This window comes from Agrobacterium sp. 16-172Ci, from assembly GCF_053522725.1.
The window spans coordinates 67,208-83,780 of sequence record NZ_JBNWBW010000005.1 but is presented as its reverse complement, the minus strand read 5'-3'; the positions used below and the strand labels follow the sequence as shown (position 1 = coordinate 83,780).

Genomic DNA, 16,573 nt, shown 5'->3' with positions numbered 1-16,573 from the left:
TCATGCAGAATCCTGACGTCTTCCAGTCAGGCATTAACCCTTTCGTACATTATTTAAAATATGGAAGACAGGAAGGACGATTACTTAAGGCATCGTCCGGTGTTCCTGATCTACCTTTCTCAGGAGATTCGTTTGTCGCTCGTGCTGCTCACTATGTACAGGACCAGAACTTCCCGTTAGAGGCAGAGAAGGCAGAGAATATTCTCGTTATACTCGTTCCCGAGCACAACGAGATGAGCGGAGGAATATATTCCTTCTTCTCTATTGCAAAATCTGCTTATAATCTCCGTCATAAGCACGACTATTTTGTGCTGGTTATGACCAGACCAAATACGATGGATTTGACGTACAACAGGCAGCGTAATTTTCGCAATAGCGAAGATGTTTTTCGTTTTAACCAAATTACACGCTGTAAGGCGGCTAAAACAATCTATCTACAAATTCCTGAATATGCATCCGTCGATTTCGTCAAGAACCTTGGGCCGGAGCAGCTGGCCTATCTGAAATCAAGAGAAAAATTCTTTGTAAATATACTCAATCAAAAAACAGATATAATGCCCGAAAAGGAGGAGTTCGAAGACCTTCGCGCGATATCAACGGAAATTACGCAATCCGTCGCCCATCACGCATATTTCGGTCAGCAGTTTGCTGAACGGTATAATTTGCCGACACTTCTTCTTCCGGCCTATACGGACCTCAGCAACTATGAGCCGATAGACTATGAGGAAAAAGAGAAGCTCATCATATACTCACCGGACGACGCTCCATATAAGAGTGCAGTGCTGGAGAAGCTTCAACAGGAGCTCCCTGACTACACGCTACGGGAAATTCGCGGAATCACCTTCGATCGGTTTATGGACCTCGCAACGCGTTGCAGGTTTTCGATAACTTTTGGAGAAGGATTTGACGGCTACCTCGCTCAGCCTATCCATCAAGGCGGCGTGGGTTTTGCGGTTTATAATGATGAATTTTTCCCAACGAAGGAACTTTTACAGTTCGACAATATTTTCGCTTCATCCGATGAAATGATAAACGGGATAAGCCGGCGCATACGCGCTTTGGAAAGCGAGCCTCAGTTTTATCAAAAAACGAATATGCGTATGATTGAACTGTATGACAAACTGTATTCGCGAGCGGATTACATTCGCAGAATAGAAATGCTGATCAACAGAGATTTTGAATTGCGCCCGCTATCGGCCTTTACAGAAGCGGCGTCCATCAGGCTCTGATCATCATCTCAAGGACTAACATAGGAATTTGGGGAATAATATTGAGCGCGGTAAAACCGAACAAAATCCTTCTGTCCGGCCCTGGTTTGATCGGGAAACGGCACGTGGAACTTTTGGAGCAATCGAAAAACAGCGAGCTTGTTGCGATTGTTGCGCCGAACCACGATCATAACGCTGTGTTTTGCAGCGAACACGGCGTTCCGATGTTCAACAGCATTGAAGAAGCGCTCGGTGCTATGGAAATCGATGGAGTCATAATCGCCTCTCCAAATGCCGTCCACACTGAGCAGGCGCTCTGCTGCATCGAGCGAGGCATTCCGGTCTTCGTTGAAAAACCACTGGCGGTAACGCTCCAGGAAGGTACCCAGATTTGCGCGGCCGCGAAGCGACATAATGTTCCGGTGCTGGTGGGCCACCACAGAACCTATAGTAGCTACCTTTCCGCTGCTAAAGAGTTCATAAATTCCGATTCGTTCGGTGATCTTGTTGCCGTGCGAGGTTCCGCGCTTTTCAGGAAACCCGAGCATTATTTTGACGAAGGCCCCTGGCGTTCCCTCCCTGGGGGAGGACCAATCCTTATCAATCTCATTCATGATATCGGCATTTTGCGATATCTTTGCGGCGAAATCGCATCGGTTTCAGCTTATGCCAGCAATGAGCGTCGCAAGTTCGCGGTCGAGGACACCGTGGCAGTTACCATTGTCTTTGAGAATGGCGCTCTGGGAACGTTTATATTGTCCGATATCGCAGCAAGTAACAGAAGCTGGGAGATGACGAGCGGCGAGAATAAAGCATATCCTCGCTTTGATGACGCAGACTGTTACCATTTCGCGGGAACACGCGGGTCGCTGGATTTCCCGACAATGCGGGCTCGCACCTATAACAAGAGCGATATTCCCTCATGGTGGAAACCGTTCGACACAGAAGTGTTGGACACACCTAGTGTGGATCCCCTGGCAGAGCAGCTCGCACATTTTGAAGATGTGATCGCTGGCAAGTCCCGGCCTCTCGTATCAGCCGAAGACGGCCTGGCAAATATGCGCGTCCTTGAAGCGGTTATACTTGCTAGCAAAACGGGCTCCGTGGTTAATATCGAAAGCGTACCATTGGATACCAAGAGTTGATTTAGACAAGATTCGCATACTCGACGACCGCGAAATCTTAATACGCAGGACTAAAGTCATGAATTCGATCTCCTCCATTGACCAAAAGAGCGTCGCAGAGCCTCTCTTCGTCAGCAAGCCGCTGCTGCCTGACCTCAACCAAGTCAATGAATATATGGCCCGAATTTGGGCCTCCGGACATGTCACCAATCATGGTCCGTTGAGCCTGCAACTTGAGGATCGGCTGGCACAGTTCCTAGAAGCACCCACCGCGATGCTCTTCAATAACGGTACGTCCGGAATATTGGTTGCCCTCAAACACTTTAATTTGCCGGCAGGTAGTGAAGTTATCACGACCCCCATGACTTTTGCTGCCACCGCTCATTCGATCGCATGGAATAACTTGCGACCTGTATTTGCTGATATCAGGGAATCTGACCTCACGATTGATCCGGCCGCAGTGGAAGCCGCAGTCACCCCGAATACATCCGCTATTCTCGCCGTACATTCCTACGGCTGCATCTGCGATCATGATGCTTTGCAGGCGATCGCGAAAAAGCACAATCTGAAATTGATATACGATGCTGCACACGCATTCGGATCACGCCTTGACGGGCGTTCGGTCGCGACCCTAGGCGACGCCTCAATTTTCTCGTTCCATGCCACGAAGCTATACAACACTATTGAAGGCGGGCTCGTAACTACTCCAGATCCGGCGGATCGGGAAAGCATTTATTTGCTGCGGAACTTCGGTATAAAAAATGAAGAAGAGGTCGTATCCATAGGCCTCAACGGAAAAATGAATGAAATGCAGGCTGCGATCGGCCTGCTTAATCTTGAGATTTTTGAACGGGAAAGAACAGCACGATCCACTTTGAGAAGGAAGTATAAAGAGCTTTTGTCCGGTTTGGATGGCGTTCTGGTTCAAGACGTTGGACAAAATGCAACCCAGTCGGAACAATATTTCCTGGTCAGGATCGCTGCTGAGAAATTCGGTCGTCACAGGGATGATATTAAGAAAGAGCTGGACTCGTATAAGATACATTGCCGCAAATACTTCTACCCTCTTTGCACCGATTACGTGCCTTACCGCGATAGCTCAATCATTACGACAAGGCATGTGCCTTACGCAGAGACAGCTAAGCAGCAAGTTCTTTGCTTGCCTTTCCACTCTTCAGTAAGCGATAGTCATCTCAGAATAATGGAAGATGTTTTCCGCCGGTGATTTTAGCTTCGAGGCACCGCGTGGATTTGGAGGTTTGCGGTAGAGTTTCCCGCGATCACTATCAATTCTTCCAGAAGAAATTCGGAAATCAAGTCACTCGCCCAAATGGATTTTTAGTAAGCACCTATGTAGACGTTTTTCACCACCGGGCTACTTAGAGAAGTAATGACGATCCATTTTCAAAATTGCTCTGATGCCCAATAATTCAATTATTGGGCATCAGAATACAAATAGTAACTTGGTGGATATATCAGTTTAAACTGCGAAAATCACCGACTCATCACCATGCGTGGTACTATGTCCGAAAAATATACGGTAGTCGTCTCGGATACCTTTTAGCAATCTCGGAACCTCGTAAAAATCAGAAAGCCCGTGATAAACACAAATTGCCATTTTGGGCTTGAATTTCTCAATCGTGGCAGTTGCACCCTTTAGGGCCTCCATCTCGGCGCCCTCAATGTCCATTTTGATGAGATTTACCCGAGGCAAGCCGCTATTGGCGACGAAGTCGTCCAATTTTATCGATTGTACTTTCTCGGCGCCTTCAATGTCTCCAAGATGGACCTGAGTAGCAGGACCTCTTCCCGTAATCGACATAGTTAAATCCGATTGCGAGTAGACAGGACGCTCAATCAGACAAATCCGGTTAACGAGATTAACATTCTCGTGGACATTTGACCGATAGACAGCTGTATTCTCAGGCATGAACTCAAAGCTGTAGACGCGTCCCTCCGGCCCGACATCATGAGCAAAATTCAATGTTGTTCCGCCATAGCAAGCACCACAATCCAGAACGTAATCTCCTTGTTCCGCCGTGAAAACTCTGTGATATCCTCGATAAGAATACTGCGGGTAAACAAATTCGTTAAAGATGCCAAAGGCCTCACTGAAAACGCTCAGATCCTTCCCTATCGTACGAAGATGGAAGCGTTTCATCCCCTTCTCCTTGACATGGTCAGGGACGTCGAGGTCAGACGCAAGATTTTCGAGTTCATCCACTGCTTTGACAAATTCTAGATTATCTAGCGGGAGCTTCACGTAGTTCCAGCCAATGGCCCTATAGGCCACCACCGATATAAGCAGGTCTCGGGAATCCCTGTCATCTAGCGTTTCATATAGCCATTCCCACTTATCGATTTGTGGCTCAATCATGCCAAGAGCATATTTTTTTAAAACCTGAATGTTAGAAGTAACGTCGCTATTGTGCCTGTAAGGTTCCGGCGCCATGCCAGCGGCTTTTCGAGGGTCCACCTGCCCCCTGGGATTCGCCAATGCATCCTCCACAAATTTCGTGAAGTCATGAATGAACGTACTACGTCCAGCCTCCCTGGGGAAATTGTGAAAATTCGTTTCGTATACCCGATGAGGATTGCGCATCCCGTTTAGTCCTCCCAACAAATATGCCTTATTCGTATATTAGGAAAACCCTTTCCGACAACCGCATATTGCTTTGATTGAAAAAACAATTTGCGACTGCAGATTTCTCTATCACCAAAGGTGCATGTCTCCGGCCGATTTCCCCTAAGGTTTCCCAACACCTCCAAGCAAAATATTGACAGCCTGTCCCCACCGCACTATTTGCTAGCCGCGACGAGAGAAAACGCGATGCGGATGAACTCAAGATGAAAGCCCGTGTGGCACCGCAATAAGAGGTATGTATATTAACTAGCGAGTGAGGGCAGCGAAAATCGCACCTCTTGATGGCGGTATATGCATCGTCGGGCTATCACAAGCGTCGACCCTAAATAAGGATTTTTCCGTGATCGGATCGTTTTTGTCGCCGAACGACAAGAAGTTGCTGGCGCGACTATTTAAAGAGAATTTTAAAAAACATGTTGGCTGGTATTCTGTCGCCATCGCCGCAATGTTGGTGGTCGCGCTAACGACATCGCTCAGCGCTTGGATCATGCGCGATATTGTGAACAGCGTTTATCTGAAACGCGGATTCGACGTTGTGCTGGAGATAGCGTTTGCCGTTGCGATGATTTTCATCGTCAAAGGCTTCGCCACCTTTGTTCAAAGCTTTTATTTGAGCAAAGCAGGCAACAGCATTGTTGCCGAACAACAGCGCAAAATATACGATCGCTTATTGAAGCAAGGCGTGTCTTTTTTCCAGAACATGCCCTCTTCCGAGTTGCTTGTGCGCGTAACCTATAACGCTCAAGCAGCCCGCAGCGTGATTGATACGATCGTCACGTCTTTTGTAAGAGATCTGTTTTCCCTTTTAGGGCTGATCATTGTCATGTTCGCTCAGAATTTCCTTTTGAGTGCGATCTCCATGATCGTAGGTCCGCTCGCCATTTTCAGCGTCCGTTTGGTGTTGCGGCGCGTACGCAAAATCATGGAGGCCGAGCTGGCTTCTATCGGCGAAATCGTCAATGTCGTACAGGAAACGAGCATCGGCGTTCGGGTCATAAAGGCGTTCTCACTCGAAAATCTGATGCGCCAACGTATGAATAAGGCCGTTTCGGATGTGGAGCAGCGATCGAATGGTATTGCCAAACTCGAAGCCGCAACAAGTCCAATCATGGAAACTTTGTCCGGCCTTGCAATCGCTGTTGTGATTGCAGTTTCTGGCTATACCGTCCTGGAGAAGGGTGGCTCTCCCGGCGACCTAATGGCGTTTATCACGGCGCTGCTTTTAGCCTATGAGCCAGCAAAGCGCTTGGCGCGCATGCGTGTACAGATTGAAAGCGGCATGATCGGCGTACGTATGATGTTCGAGGTTCTGGATGCTCCGCTGACACTTGCCGAGAAAAAGGATGCCGTCCCTCTTATCAAGGCGAGCGGTGACGTGGAACTGAAGAATGTCAGCTTCGAGTACGTTTCGGGTCAGCCAGTTCTGAAGGACGTCAGCGTTCTGTTCGAAGGCGGCAAGATGACAGCACTGGTGGGGCCCTCTGGCAGCGGCAAATCGACCATCATCAATCTCATGATGCGCCTTTACGATCCGCAGAACGGCTCCGTTGAAATCAATGGCATGGACCTGCGCGATGTTTCATTTGCCAGCCTTCGTGAACATGTTTCTTATGTCGGCCAGGAGACATTCCTCTTCTCAGGAACCATTAAGCACAATATCTCCGTCGGCCGCGACAATGCGACTGACGAGGAAATCGTTGCTGCCGCAAAGGCCGCCAATGCGCATGATTTTGTCATGAAGATGCCGCATGGGTACGACACGAAACTCGGTGAGAACGGCTCGGGCCTCTCAGGTGGCCAACGCCAGCGTATCGCCATTGCGCGCGCGATGCTCAGAGATGCAGATATTCTGATCCTCGATGAAGCAACGAGTGCGCTTGATTCGGAATCCGAGTCGCTGGTGCGCGATGCGCTGGAGCGTCTGACACTCAACAAGACCTCCATCGTCATCGCCCATCGCCTCTCAACCATTAACCGCGCCGACAAGATCGTCGTGATGGATAATGGCGAAGTGGCCGAACAAGGCAGTCGCCGCGAATTGCTGGCCAATGACGGTCTTTACAAGCGCCTTCACAGCATTCAGTTCGATGCGGACGTCGCCTGATCAGCGAATGAATTCGGGCGGCAATGCCGCCCGAATTGACTTTTTGCCCTCCTAAAGCGCAAGCGGATTTGGAAGCAGTGTCGCCGCTAAGCGGTTTCCAAATCACGCATGTCCCACCTCGAAAGTGGCCAATCTCCGACATGCCTTAACCGGCCATCCCTATCAGATCACAGGAAGGCTGATTGGCCGATCGCATCCTTTTCTCCGTGACAAGAGGGGGCAGCTTTTCCGCTGCCGTGCTCCAGAATCCCAACCCAAAATCGGAACCGTACCCGGCATTGATGGCCTTGGCAGCGAGCGCCAAATCGTGACAACGTTTTGGCGTTCGAGAACAACGGAGATCATGGACGCAATGGTGGCAATCGAAAAACTGGCGAAAAGCTTAATCACAGCGAGCCGCGAGGGGGCGAAGATTTCTCTGGCGGCGGTGCAGGCGGAGGGTCTCATTCCTGCTACGCTTGGAGAGGCTATGGCGGTCCAGCGGGCTTTTGCTGAAAGCCGGGCAGAACCGGTTGCCGGCTGGAAACTTGCTATCCGCGCGGGTGGCGAGGCCATAGGGGCGCCCATGTTCGATTGTGTGCGGGTCGATGAAGCCAATGCCGCTTCTTTTCCGCATGACGGCACCGAAGGCATCGAGGTTGAGATCTGCTTTACGCTTTCGGCGGATATTCCCGCGGCGGCGGGACCGCTGACCAGGGAGGACCTCATAGGATTTATCGACAAGGTCCACCTTGGTGCTGAACTTCTCCGCTACAGGCTGGTGGAGAAAAATCAGGTGCCGTTTCCGCTTTTTCTCGCGGATCGCCTCGCCAACCACGGTTTCGTCATCGGCCCGGAAGTCGATAAGCACATCGTGGATGTCTTTGCCGGAAATGGCGAGAACCTGCCGCAGCTTACCGTTACCGAGGGGTCGGTATCGCTGTTCGATGCCAGGGTAAAACATCCGAATAGTGATCCGCTCGCGCCGCTGGTCGCCTTTGCCAATGCGGCATTCAACACCGGCGAGATGCTTAAGGCGGGCAATGTCGTGACGACTGGCAGCCTTTGCGGCGCGATACCGAGCACACTTGCCGGCGAGACGCACCTAGCGCTGAAATCGGTTGGCGCCTTCACGCTGTCCGGTCCGAGACCATAGGCGTCCGGTCCGCCGGACGCTCTTTTTTTTCAGCCTCCTGCCGTCTTCATCCCCGCCGCGACTTCCGATGCCATCGGAAAGTCATTTCACTCGCCCGTGCTCGCCGAGAAAATCGAGCAGGGCCCGGATGCGGGCGGGAAGCGGCCCGCGCTGGCCGACATAAACGGCATGAAACATCTCCGTCTCACCCGTATCGAGGTGATCGAGGACCGGTATGAGCCGGCCGGCGGCGATATCCTCCCGCACGGTGAAGGCGGCAAGGCGAACCAGCCCGACACCGGCAAGGGCAAGACGGCGAAGGCCTTCGCCGTCGCTGACCTGCACGCGCCCCGTCGCCGGAATGACGACGGTCTTTCCGGCATCCCGCAACGGCCATCCATCGACTGACCGGGCGTAACCGAATCCGAGCCGATTGTGATGTTCCAGATCTGCGATGGTTTGCGGCACGCCGCAGCGCTCCAGATAATCCGGGGCGGCAGCAATGATCATCCGTGTCTCACCGAGTTTCCGGGCAACGAGAGTTGAGCTTTTGAGCGGCCCGGCGCGCACCGCGACATCCATGCGTTCCGCAAGAAGATCAACCACCATATCCGTCTGGACGATATCGAGCGTGATGCCCGGATGAAGCGCCAGAAACCGTGGCAGGATGGGCGCAAGAATATGCGTTGCATAAGAAGCGCTGGTGTTGATCCGCACGCGGCCGACAGGCTGCTCGCCCTCACCGGCGGCGCGTTCGGCCTCTTCGAGATCGGCGAGGATGCGGGTGGCCCTTTCATAGAAGGCGCAGCCCTCCGACGTGATCTGAAGCTGTCGGGTGGAACGGTTGAGCAGGCGCGCGCCCAGGCGGCCTTCCAACCGTGCGATCAGCTTGCTCACCGCCGAAGGCGTCATGTTCGCCGCCGCTGCCGCGCGGGAAAAACCGCCGAGTTCGACGACCCGCACGAAGATTTCCATCTCCCCTGCCCGGTTGATCTCCAGTCGCGCCATGATGACTTCATCTCACAAGTGATAGTATTTTCGGCATTCTATTTCATTTAAGAGCGAGCGTCTATCTTCAGGCGGCGATTGAAACGCATCGCAATCTTCATCTGCCAGATCATGACGGGATGGACAGAGCGCGGCGCTGCCAGAGCCCCGCCCGCGACCATTTCGAAGCAACAAAGGAACGCCCCATGGAATATCGCCATCTCGGCCAATCCGGCCTGAAAGTGCCGGTCTTGAGTTTCGGCACCGGAACCTTCGGCGGCGCAGGCCCGCTCTTCAGCAACTGGGGCAATTCAGACGCCACCGAAGCCCGGCGCCTGATCGATATTTGTCTGGAAGCCGGCGTCAACCTGTTCGATACCGCCGATGTCTATTCCAATGGCGCATCGGAGGAAGTGCTCGGCGAAGCCGTCAAGGGAAGGCGCGACAGCGTTCTGATCTCAACCAAGACCAGCCTGCCGATGGGCGACGGGCCGAACGAGGCGGGCTCGTCCCGCTTCCGGCTGTTGCGCGCGGTGGATGACGCCCTGCGCCGACTAAAGACCGACTATATCGACATCCTGCAACTCCATGCCTTCGATGCCTTCACACCGGTCGAGGAGGTGCTGTCGACGCTCGATACGCTCGTCCGCTCCGGCAAGGTGCGATATACCGGCGTCTCAAATTTTTCAGGCTGGCAGATCATGAAATCGCTTGCCGTCGCGGACCGATATGGCTGGCCGCGTTATGCGGTCAATCAGGTCTACTATTCCCTGATCGGCCGGGATTACGAGTGGGATCTGATGCCGCTCGGCGCGGATCAGGGCCTTGGCGCAATGGTCTGGAGCCCGCTTGGCTGGGGGCGGTTGACGGGAAAAATCCGCCGCGGCACACCGCTGCCTGAAGGTAGCCGCCTGCATGAGACCGCCAGCTTCGGCCCGCCGGTTAATGATGAACATCTCTACCGCGTAATCGATGCGCTCGACGCTGTCGCGCAAGAAACCGGCAGGACGGTGCCGCAGGTCGCCCTCAACTGGCTGCTCAGACGCCCCACTGTTTCCACGGTCATCATCGGCGCGCGCAATGAGGAACAGCTTCGCCAGAACCTCGATGCCGTGGGATGGGAACTGACGTCCGCACAGGTAGCGCAGCTGGACGAGGCAAGCGCGACGACTGCTCCCTATCCGCATTTCCCGTATCAGCGCCAGGAGGGGTTTGCGCGGCTCAATCCGCCGGCCGTAACACGCCAGACCATGCCGTTCTAAGGCAGGGTCAGGCCGCCTGAACGACAGGCGGCCTGACAGATGGTGAGCTTCAGGCGGCTTTGTTGGCGGAGCCTGCGTCCACACGGCCGGAAAACCAGTTTGCCAGGATTGCACCGGAAATATTGTGCCAGACGCTGAAAATGGCGCTCGGAACCGCAGCGAGAGGCGAGAAATAAGCCGTTGCAAGCGCCGCGCCAAGGCCCGAATTCTGCATGCCGACCTCGATCGCAATGGCCTTGCGCTTGGCAAGCGACAGGCCCGTTGCCTTCGCCGCGAGGTAACCGAGGAGATAGCCAAGCCCGTTATGCAGGACGACGACGGCAAAAATCATCAGTCCGGACTGGGCGATAGACGCCTTGGATCCTCCCACCACCGCCGAAACGATGAGGACGATGCCGATGACGCTCACCAGCGGCAATGCCGGAACGGCGGTCTTGACGAGACCGGGCAGCAGCTTCTGCAGGGCGGCGCCGAGAGCGAGCGGAACCAGAACGACCTTGACGATGCTGAGGAACATGGCCCAGCCATCGACCGGCAGGAACTGGCTCGCAAACAGCCAGACGAGGAACGGCGTCACCAGCGGCGCGGCAAGCGTGGTGACCGAGGTGCAGGCAACGGACAAGGCGACATCGCCCTTGGAGAGATAGGTCATGACATTGGACGATGTGCCGCCAGGGCAGCAGCCGACCAGAATGACACCCGCCGCGACTTCCGGCGGCATGGGAATGATCCGGGTGAGCAGCACCGCCAGAAGCGGCATGATGAGAAACTGGCCGAGCACGCCGATCGTCACATCGAACGGCCTTTTTACGACCTCCCTGAAGTCATCGACCGAAAGTGTGAGGCCCATCCCGAACATGATGATCGACAGAAGCGTGACGATCCACGGCGCAATCTGCTTGAACGTATCCGGAAAAAAGAAGCCGAGCACGGCAAACAGGATGACCCAGGCGGCAAAGGTCTTGCCTACAAAAGCCGAAACGGCTGCCAGTGTTTTCATGTCTATACTCCCAATATGATCATGCGACCCCGTCTAGACTGCAAGGGTGTCGTGTCAAGGTCATAGTGGGGGAAAAAGGGTCAGAACCGATAGGTCAGACCGACCACCGGCCCGCTCAGCCTCGAATCAAAAACGTAACCGTCGTCTGAATAATCCACGTCGAGCACCTTGTAACCTGCCGAGACGGACAGTGTGTCCGTGAAGATGTAGTTCACCGTCGCGAGCGCAGACCAGGTGAGATCCGATCCCGCTCCAAAGCCGCCGATATCGACCTGTCCCTGCAAGGAGAGTTTATCCGTGAGGTTGAAAAAGGCGCGCGCGCCGATCACGGGATCAACCCACCCGAAGCTTTCCTTATACGTGGCGGATACGCTGCCGATCAGGGGATGGCTGGCAGTGACCGCCACCGCGTTGGAGATATGCCAGAAGCGGGCTCCCGCCAAGGCGTCGAGCGAAAATCCATCTGCATCCACGATCCGGTAACCGGCCTGTAATGTCGCCATGAATTCCTGCGTATCGACGTTCGCATCGATTGCGGCGCCAGCCGGAAGGGTGGGTAAACCCGGGATTTGCAGCGCCGGCAGCGGCCCAGCCGCCTTGCTGTCCGTGGTGTCGACATACATTAGATCGCCGGACAGGACGAAGCGGTCATAACGGCCCCAGATGTTCAAGAACCCGCCGAAGTTGAGGTCGTCCATGACGTCGGAGAAGGATTTTTCCACATGCAGCGTTGGTGCGCGACGGAAGGGCGAAATGTTGCCGTTCAAACCCGTCGCCCACAGATAACCCGTTGCCTGAAACGCCCAATCGGCGCCGTCAACCCTCGCGGGCAGGGAGCCCGGTTGATCCGCGGCTGAGGCCGCGCTTGCAAAAAAAGCCATAAGGGCCGCAAAAGATGGTAATTTTAGCAATGACTTCTCCCCAACCGATCGCCTGCAGCTAAACCTATTTGACACGCCCCAACAAGTCCGATCTTCTATCATACGCTGTATTTGTACCGCGAGACCCGGAGACGTTCCCATGCGCCAGAGCACCCTTCCGTTTATGTCCGCCTGCACCGCCGCGATCTTTTCCATCGCGACGCTCACAACCTCTGTCGCGCAGGCCTGCACGCGGTTCGTCTATCTGGGCGAAAATGATCAGGTGATGACGGCCCGGTCGATGGATTGGAAAACGGATGTAGGAACCAATATCTGGGTCTTCCCCCGCGGCATGGAGCGCTCTGGCGAGGCTGGGCCGAATTCGGTCAAATGGACTTCGAAATACGGCAGCGTCATTGCATCGGGCTATGATATTTCCACGACGGACGGCATGAATGAGGCGGGGCTTGCTGCAAACGTCCTCTGGCTGGTTGAGTCGAGCTATCCCGCCTATGACGGCAAATCGCCGGGTCTGTCTATCGCGGCCTGGGCGCAATATGCACTCGACAATTTCGCGACGGTGGGAGAGGCAGTCGCTGCGCTCGAGAAAAACCCCTTCACAATCGTGACCGACAATGTGCCCGGCGAAGAGCGTCTGGCAACTTTGCACCTTTCCCTTTCGGATGCGAGCGGCGACAGCGCGATCGTTGAATATATCGATGGCAAGCAGGTCATCCATCACGGGCGTCAGTTTCAGGTGATGACCAATTCGCCGACCTTCGACCACCAGCTGGCGCTCAACGAATATTGGCAGCAGATCGGCGGCACTGTCATGCTGCCGGGCACCAACCGCGCATCGGACCGGTTTGCCCGCGCCTCTTTCTACGCCAACGCCATTCCAAAGAGCGAGAACCCTGTCGAAGCCATCGCGAGCGTCTTCAGCGTGATCCGCAACGTCTCCGTTCCCTACGGCATTACCACACCAGACCAGCCGAATATTTCCTCAACCCGCTGGCGCACGGTGATAGATCACAAACGCAAACTCTATTTCTTCGAATCGGCTCTGACGCCGAATATCTTCTGGATCGACATGACGAAACTCGATCTCTCGAAAGAAACCGGTGCGGTCAAGAAACTCGATCTCGGCCCCAATCAGATCCATATCTATTCGGGTATGGCGAATGAGAGCCTGAAGGACACCAAACCCTTCAAGTTCCTCGGGCTTTGAGGGCGCCGATCGTGCCGCAAGGCATATGAGCGATTGATTGAGAAGGCATGACGCGCCGGACAGAGATCAGAATCTGTCAGTCAGACTTGTGCTTATCGCAATCTGAGCGACCGCCCCCTCGGAAGCCCATGTCGAAACAGCGCGGTCACCGATCCGGCGTCAACCCTGGCGCGAGGTAAAGCACTCACCTTCGAGGCGATCCGGCGGGGCACAAATATCGTCAGCTCCGAGCGGGCTCCCACAATTCCACCGGATTACCTTCCGGATCATGTATCCTTGCGAAGCGTCCCACCTCCGAATCCCATTCGGCGCGGGTTTCAACCTCGATGCCGTCTGCCGTCAGCTTCACGATAAGAGCATCGAGATCATCCACCCGGAAATTGATCATCCATTGCTGTTCAGCACGACCGAAGTATTCGCTATTTCTGTCGAAAGGCCCAAAAATCGTCATTCCGGCCTCCTGATGCCACACGGATTTATGCAGATCGTCGATGCCGAGATGTTTTTCATACCATTCGGCCAGACCGGCAGCATCTGCTGCCCTGAAGAATACGCCACCAATTCCAACGGCTCTGGCCAAGACTTTCTCCCTCTCCTCGATAACGGAAAGCATGCTGCGCAGTCGCTGCCAAAATATCAAGCAGAACGGCAGTCTTAGAGGCTATTAAGACCGGTGGAGCATAGTGGCTCTGCTCTGCCGGAGCCGCTCTACCGGATCCAAAAGCGCTTTCTTCCCGCTTGCCCGTCAGCGTCGCGTGGCCTTTAAAAAAACCTCTTGACCTGAACCATGGTTGAGGTCCTAGAAGTACTGTCACCTTGTTTTCGCAAGGCTCTTTCCATGCTCTTGAGCGAACAGTTGACAAAGGATACCCCATGGCTTTCCAGCTTCCCGACCTCCCCTATGCCTATGATGCGCTCGCCCCCTCGGGCATGTCCGAGGAGACGCTGAAGTTCCATCACGATCTTCACCACAAGGCCTATGTCGATAATCTCAACAAGGCGATCGTCGGCACCGAATGGGAAAACAGGAGCCTCGAAGAGATCGTCCGGGGCACCTATGAGACGGGTGCGGTGGCGCAATCCGGCATCTTCAACAATGCCTCCCAGCACTGGAACCACAATCTCTTCTGGGAAATCATGGGGCCGGAAAATCATGCGATCCCCAAGGTGCTGGAAGATGCGCTGACGCAGTCCTTCGGCTCGGTCGCGCTGTTCAAGCAGAATTTCGCCCTCTCCGGCGCCTCCCAGTTCGGTTCGGGCTGGGCGTGGCTGGTGGTGGATACCGACGGCTCGCTGAAGATCACCCGCACCGAAAACGGGGTCAATCCGCTCTGCTTCGGGCAGAAGGCGCTTCTTGGCTGCGATGTGTGGGAACACAGCTATTACATCGATTTCCGCAACAAGCGCCCCGCTTACCTCGAAAACTTCCTCGACAATCTGGTGAACTGGCAGGCGGTCGCCGCCCGCCTTTGATTTGAGCCCCACCGATCCGGCCGGTCCCGCTGCCCTGGGCGGCCGGCCGGATCAGGCGCAGCCGGACAGCCGCCGTCCGGCTGCAACTCTCTTCGAGCGTCTCAATGCCCTATGTCGTCACCGAAAACTGCATCGCCTGCAAATACATGGACTGCGTGGAAGTCTGTCCGGTCGAATGTTTCTATGAAGGCGAGAACATGCTCGTCATTCACCCCGATCAATGTATCGACTGCGGGATTTGCGAGGGCGAATGTCCCGCCGCCGCGATCCGGCCGGATACCGAAGCGGGGCTGCATGTCTGGCTCGACCTCAATCGCCACTATTCCGGTATCTGGCCGCGCGTGCACGAGAAAAAGTCACCGCCTGACAATGCCGACATCATGAATGGCGCTGCAGCAAAAATGTCCATTTTTTCGAAAAATCCGGGAGCGGGCGGTTAGCCCGGCATGTCATGTCTCATAATCTCAGGCTGATCGATGGCGGTGTGGTCAATCACGCACATGTTCCGCTGAAAGCTTGCGCCGCTCCGATGATCTCCCCGCGTGAATTCAAGGATTCAATGGCCGGCCTAACCTTCACCGTGGCGGTGGCCACGACCTGCCATGGCGGAGAGCGGGTTGGGCGCACCATCACCTCCTTCATGCCGCTCAGCGCGGAACCGCCGCTTCTGATGATCTCCATCGACGCCAGCAGCCGCATGGTCGATCTCATCGCAGCGAGCCGACGCTTCTCCGTTGCGGCACTGGCCAGAGGACAGGAGGAGATTGCCGATGTCTTTGCGGGCAAGGGAAATCACCCGGACCGGTTCAGCATCGGCGACTGGGATGTCTGGCCGTCAGGAAGCCCCAGACTTGCCGATGCGCTTCTGTCCATGGACTGCGAACTTGTCGGTTCCATCGATGCCGCAGACCATATCCTGTTCGTGGGCGCCATAATCGAAGCAATATCGGACCGGCTGCGCAGAGCCCTGCTCTGGAGCGAGCGCGCCTATACCGGCACGGATCAACGTCACTCTCTCTAGATGGTCCGAAAAGCTCCCGCCGCCGCCATGACCGGCACGGCTGCAGAAAATCCGCGCAGTCAGTGCCTGTCGCTGTTCGCACGGGCAAAGCTGCCCGGAGCGACACCCGTTCTCCTGCGGAAAGCGGTGCTGAATGCGCTGGCGGATTCATAACCGATCTCATCCGCAATATCGTCGAGCGACTTCACCCCGCGCATCAGCGCGTCCCTGGCAAGCGCCATCCGCCAGCGGGCCAGATATTCAATCGGCGCGCAGCCGAGCATTTCATGAAAACGCGCCGCGAAGGCCGACTACATGGATTTTGCAGGACCAATCCTTGAAGGCTTCGCCAAACCGGCCATGACGACCAGCGAAGACGATGTCGCCGAAGCGATCTGGAGCGCCGTCCATGACCTATCCGGCCAGCTTCGTTTTCCCGCAGGTCCTGATGCAATTGCGCTGTCTCGGGCGAACTGACGACCGATGGCGGCCTGACCGGACATTGCTCGGTTGCGGCGTTTCAGCCGGCTGATATGCAGATGGCAGATGTTTCAACACATCTGCCATCG

Annotated in this window: 15 protein-coding genes and 2 pseudogenes; 11 read left to right on the top strand and 6 right to left on the bottom strand. The window is 54.9% G+C overall.

Annotated features, from left to right (window positions below; translation table 11 throughout):
• Positions 1–2: 2 nt before the first annotated feature.
• From ACQZ40_RS07845 to ACQZ40_RS07835, 3 genes are read left to right on the top strand one after another with little or no spacing between them, the layout of a single operon-like run.
• Entirely contained in the window at positions 3–1,229 is a 1,227-nt protein-coding gene (locus ACQZ40_RS07845) for a hypothetical protein (RefSeq protein ID WP_443406461.1), read from the top strand.
• Positions 1,230–1,270: 41 nt separating this feature from the next.
• Positions 1,271–2,353: a Gfo/Idh/MocA family protein gene (locus ACQZ40_RS07840; RefSeq protein WP_443406460.1), complete on the top strand. Its 1,083-nt coding sequence runs from the start codon at positions 1,271–1,273 to the stop codon at positions 2,351–2,353.
• A 58-nt stretch (positions 2,354–2,411) separates the two neighbouring features.
• A complete protein-coding gene (locus tag ACQZ40_RS07835) occupies positions 2,412–3,557 on the top strand; it encodes a DegT/DnrJ/EryC1/StrS family aminotransferase (RefSeq protein WP_443406459.1) in 1,146 nt (381 codons plus the stop codon).
• 255 nt (positions 3,558–3,812) lie between these two features.
• Here the strand turns inward: ACQZ40_RS07835 and ACQZ40_RS07830 are convergent, their stop codons facing one another.
• Positions 3,813–4,934, bottom strand: coding sequence for an FkbM family methyltransferase (locus ACQZ40_RS07830; protein WP_443406458.1), 1,122 nt, complete (start codon positions 4,932–4,934; stop codon positions 3,813–3,815).
• Positions 4,935–5,316: 382 nt separating this feature from the next.
• Between ACQZ40_RS07830 and ACQZ40_RS07825 the strand changes: the two genes are divergently transcribed.
• Positions 5,317–7,080, top strand: a complete 1,764-nt coding sequence (locus ACQZ40_RS07825) for an ABC transporter ATP-binding protein (RefSeq protein WP_443406457.1) — start codon at positions 5,317–5,319, stop codon at positions 7,078–7,080.
• Between the two features lie 352 nt (positions 7,081–7,432).
• Entirely contained in the window at positions 7,433–8,215 is a 783-nt protein-coding gene (locus ACQZ40_RS07820) for a 2-keto-4-pentenoate hydratase (protein ID WP_448747707.1), read from the top strand.
• 81 nt (positions 8,216–8,296) lie between these two features.
• On the opposite strand, the gene ACQZ40_RS07815 is transcribed toward ACQZ40_RS07820, so the two are convergent.
• Positions 8,297–9,202, bottom strand: a complete 906-nt coding sequence (locus ACQZ40_RS07815) for a LysR family transcriptional regulator (protein ID WP_448747706.1) — start codon at positions 9,200–9,202, stop codon at positions 8,297–8,299.
• A gap of 185 nt (positions 9,203–9,387) precedes the next feature.
• Between ACQZ40_RS07815 and ACQZ40_RS07810 the strand changes: the two genes are divergently transcribed.
• A complete protein-coding gene (locus ACQZ40_RS07810; protein WP_448747705.1) occupies positions 9,388–10,443 on the top strand; it encodes an aldo/keto reductase in 1,056 nt (351 codons plus the stop codon).
• A 49-nt stretch (positions 10,444–10,492) separates the two neighbouring features.
• Here the strand turns inward: ACQZ40_RS07810 and ACQZ40_RS07805 are convergent, their stop codons facing one another.
• The gene (locus tag ACQZ40_RS07805; protein ID WP_006697363.1) at positions 10,493–11,443 is read right to left on the bottom strand and encodes a bile acid:sodium symporter family protein; all 951 of its coding nucleotides are present in this window, start codon (positions 11,441–11,443) and stop codon (positions 10,493–10,495) included.
• An 80-nt stretch (positions 11,444–11,523) separates the two neighbouring features.
• Positions 11,524–12,324, bottom strand: coding sequence for a hypothetical protein (locus tag ACQZ40_RS07800; protein ID WP_443406454.1), 801 nt, complete (start codon positions 12,322–12,324; stop codon positions 11,524–11,526).
• A gap of 139 nt (positions 12,325–12,463) precedes the next feature.
• Between ACQZ40_RS07800 and ACQZ40_RS07795 the strand changes: the two genes are divergently transcribed.
• Complete coding sequence (locus ACQZ40_RS07795) at positions 12,464–13,531, top strand: linear amide C-N hydrolase (protein ID WP_065655310.1); 1,068 nt, start codon at positions 12,464–12,466, stop codon at positions 13,529–13,531.
• 220 nt (positions 13,532–13,751) lie between these two features.
• On the opposite strand, the gene ACQZ40_RS07790 is transcribed toward ACQZ40_RS07795, so the two are convergent.
• Complete coding sequence (locus tag ACQZ40_RS07790; protein ID WP_078053147.1) at positions 13,752–14,111, bottom strand: VOC family protein; 360 nt, start codon at positions 14,109–14,111, stop codon at positions 13,752–13,754.
• A gap of 293 nt (positions 14,112–14,404) precedes the next feature.
• On the opposite strand from ACQZ40_RS07790, the gene ACQZ40_RS07785 reads away from it, so the two are divergent.
• The 3 genes from ACQZ40_RS07785 (at position 14,405) to ACQZ40_RS07775 (ending at position 16,025) form a co-directional block, all read left to right on the top strand.
• Positions 14,405–15,004 (top strand): superoxide dismutase, encoded by a 600-nt coding sequence (locus tag ACQZ40_RS07785; protein ID WP_448747704.1) that lies wholly within the window; start codon positions 14,405–14,407, stop codon positions 15,002–15,004.
• Between the two features lie 104 nt (positions 15,005–15,108).
• Positions 15,109–15,444 (top strand): ferredoxin FdxA, encoded by a 336-nt coding sequence (gene fdxA, locus ACQZ40_RS07780; protein ID WP_065655313.1) that lies wholly within the window; start codon positions 15,109–15,111, stop codon positions 15,442–15,444.
• Between the two features lie 11 nt (positions 15,445–15,455).
• Positions 15,456–16,025 (top strand): flavin reductase family protein, encoded by a 570-nt coding sequence (locus ACQZ40_RS07775; protein ID WP_448747703.1) that lies wholly within the window; start codon positions 15,456–15,458, stop codon positions 16,023–16,025.
• Between the two features lie 59 nt (positions 16,026–16,084).
• On the opposite strand, the pseudogene ACQZ40_RS07770 reads toward ACQZ40_RS07775, so the two are convergent.
• A pseudogene (locus ACQZ40_RS07770) lies at positions 16,085–16,315 on the bottom strand (helix-turn-helix transcriptional regulator); the annotation flags it as partial.
• Between ACQZ40_RS07770 and ACQZ40_RS07765 the strand changes: the two are divergent.
• A pseudogene (locus ACQZ40_RS07765) lies at positions 16,314–16,481 on the top strand (short-chain dehydrogenase/reductase); the annotation flags it as partial. The pseudogenes ACQZ40_RS07770 and ACQZ40_RS07765 overlap by 2 nt on opposite strands.
• Positions 16,482–16,573 lie beyond the last annotated feature (92 nt).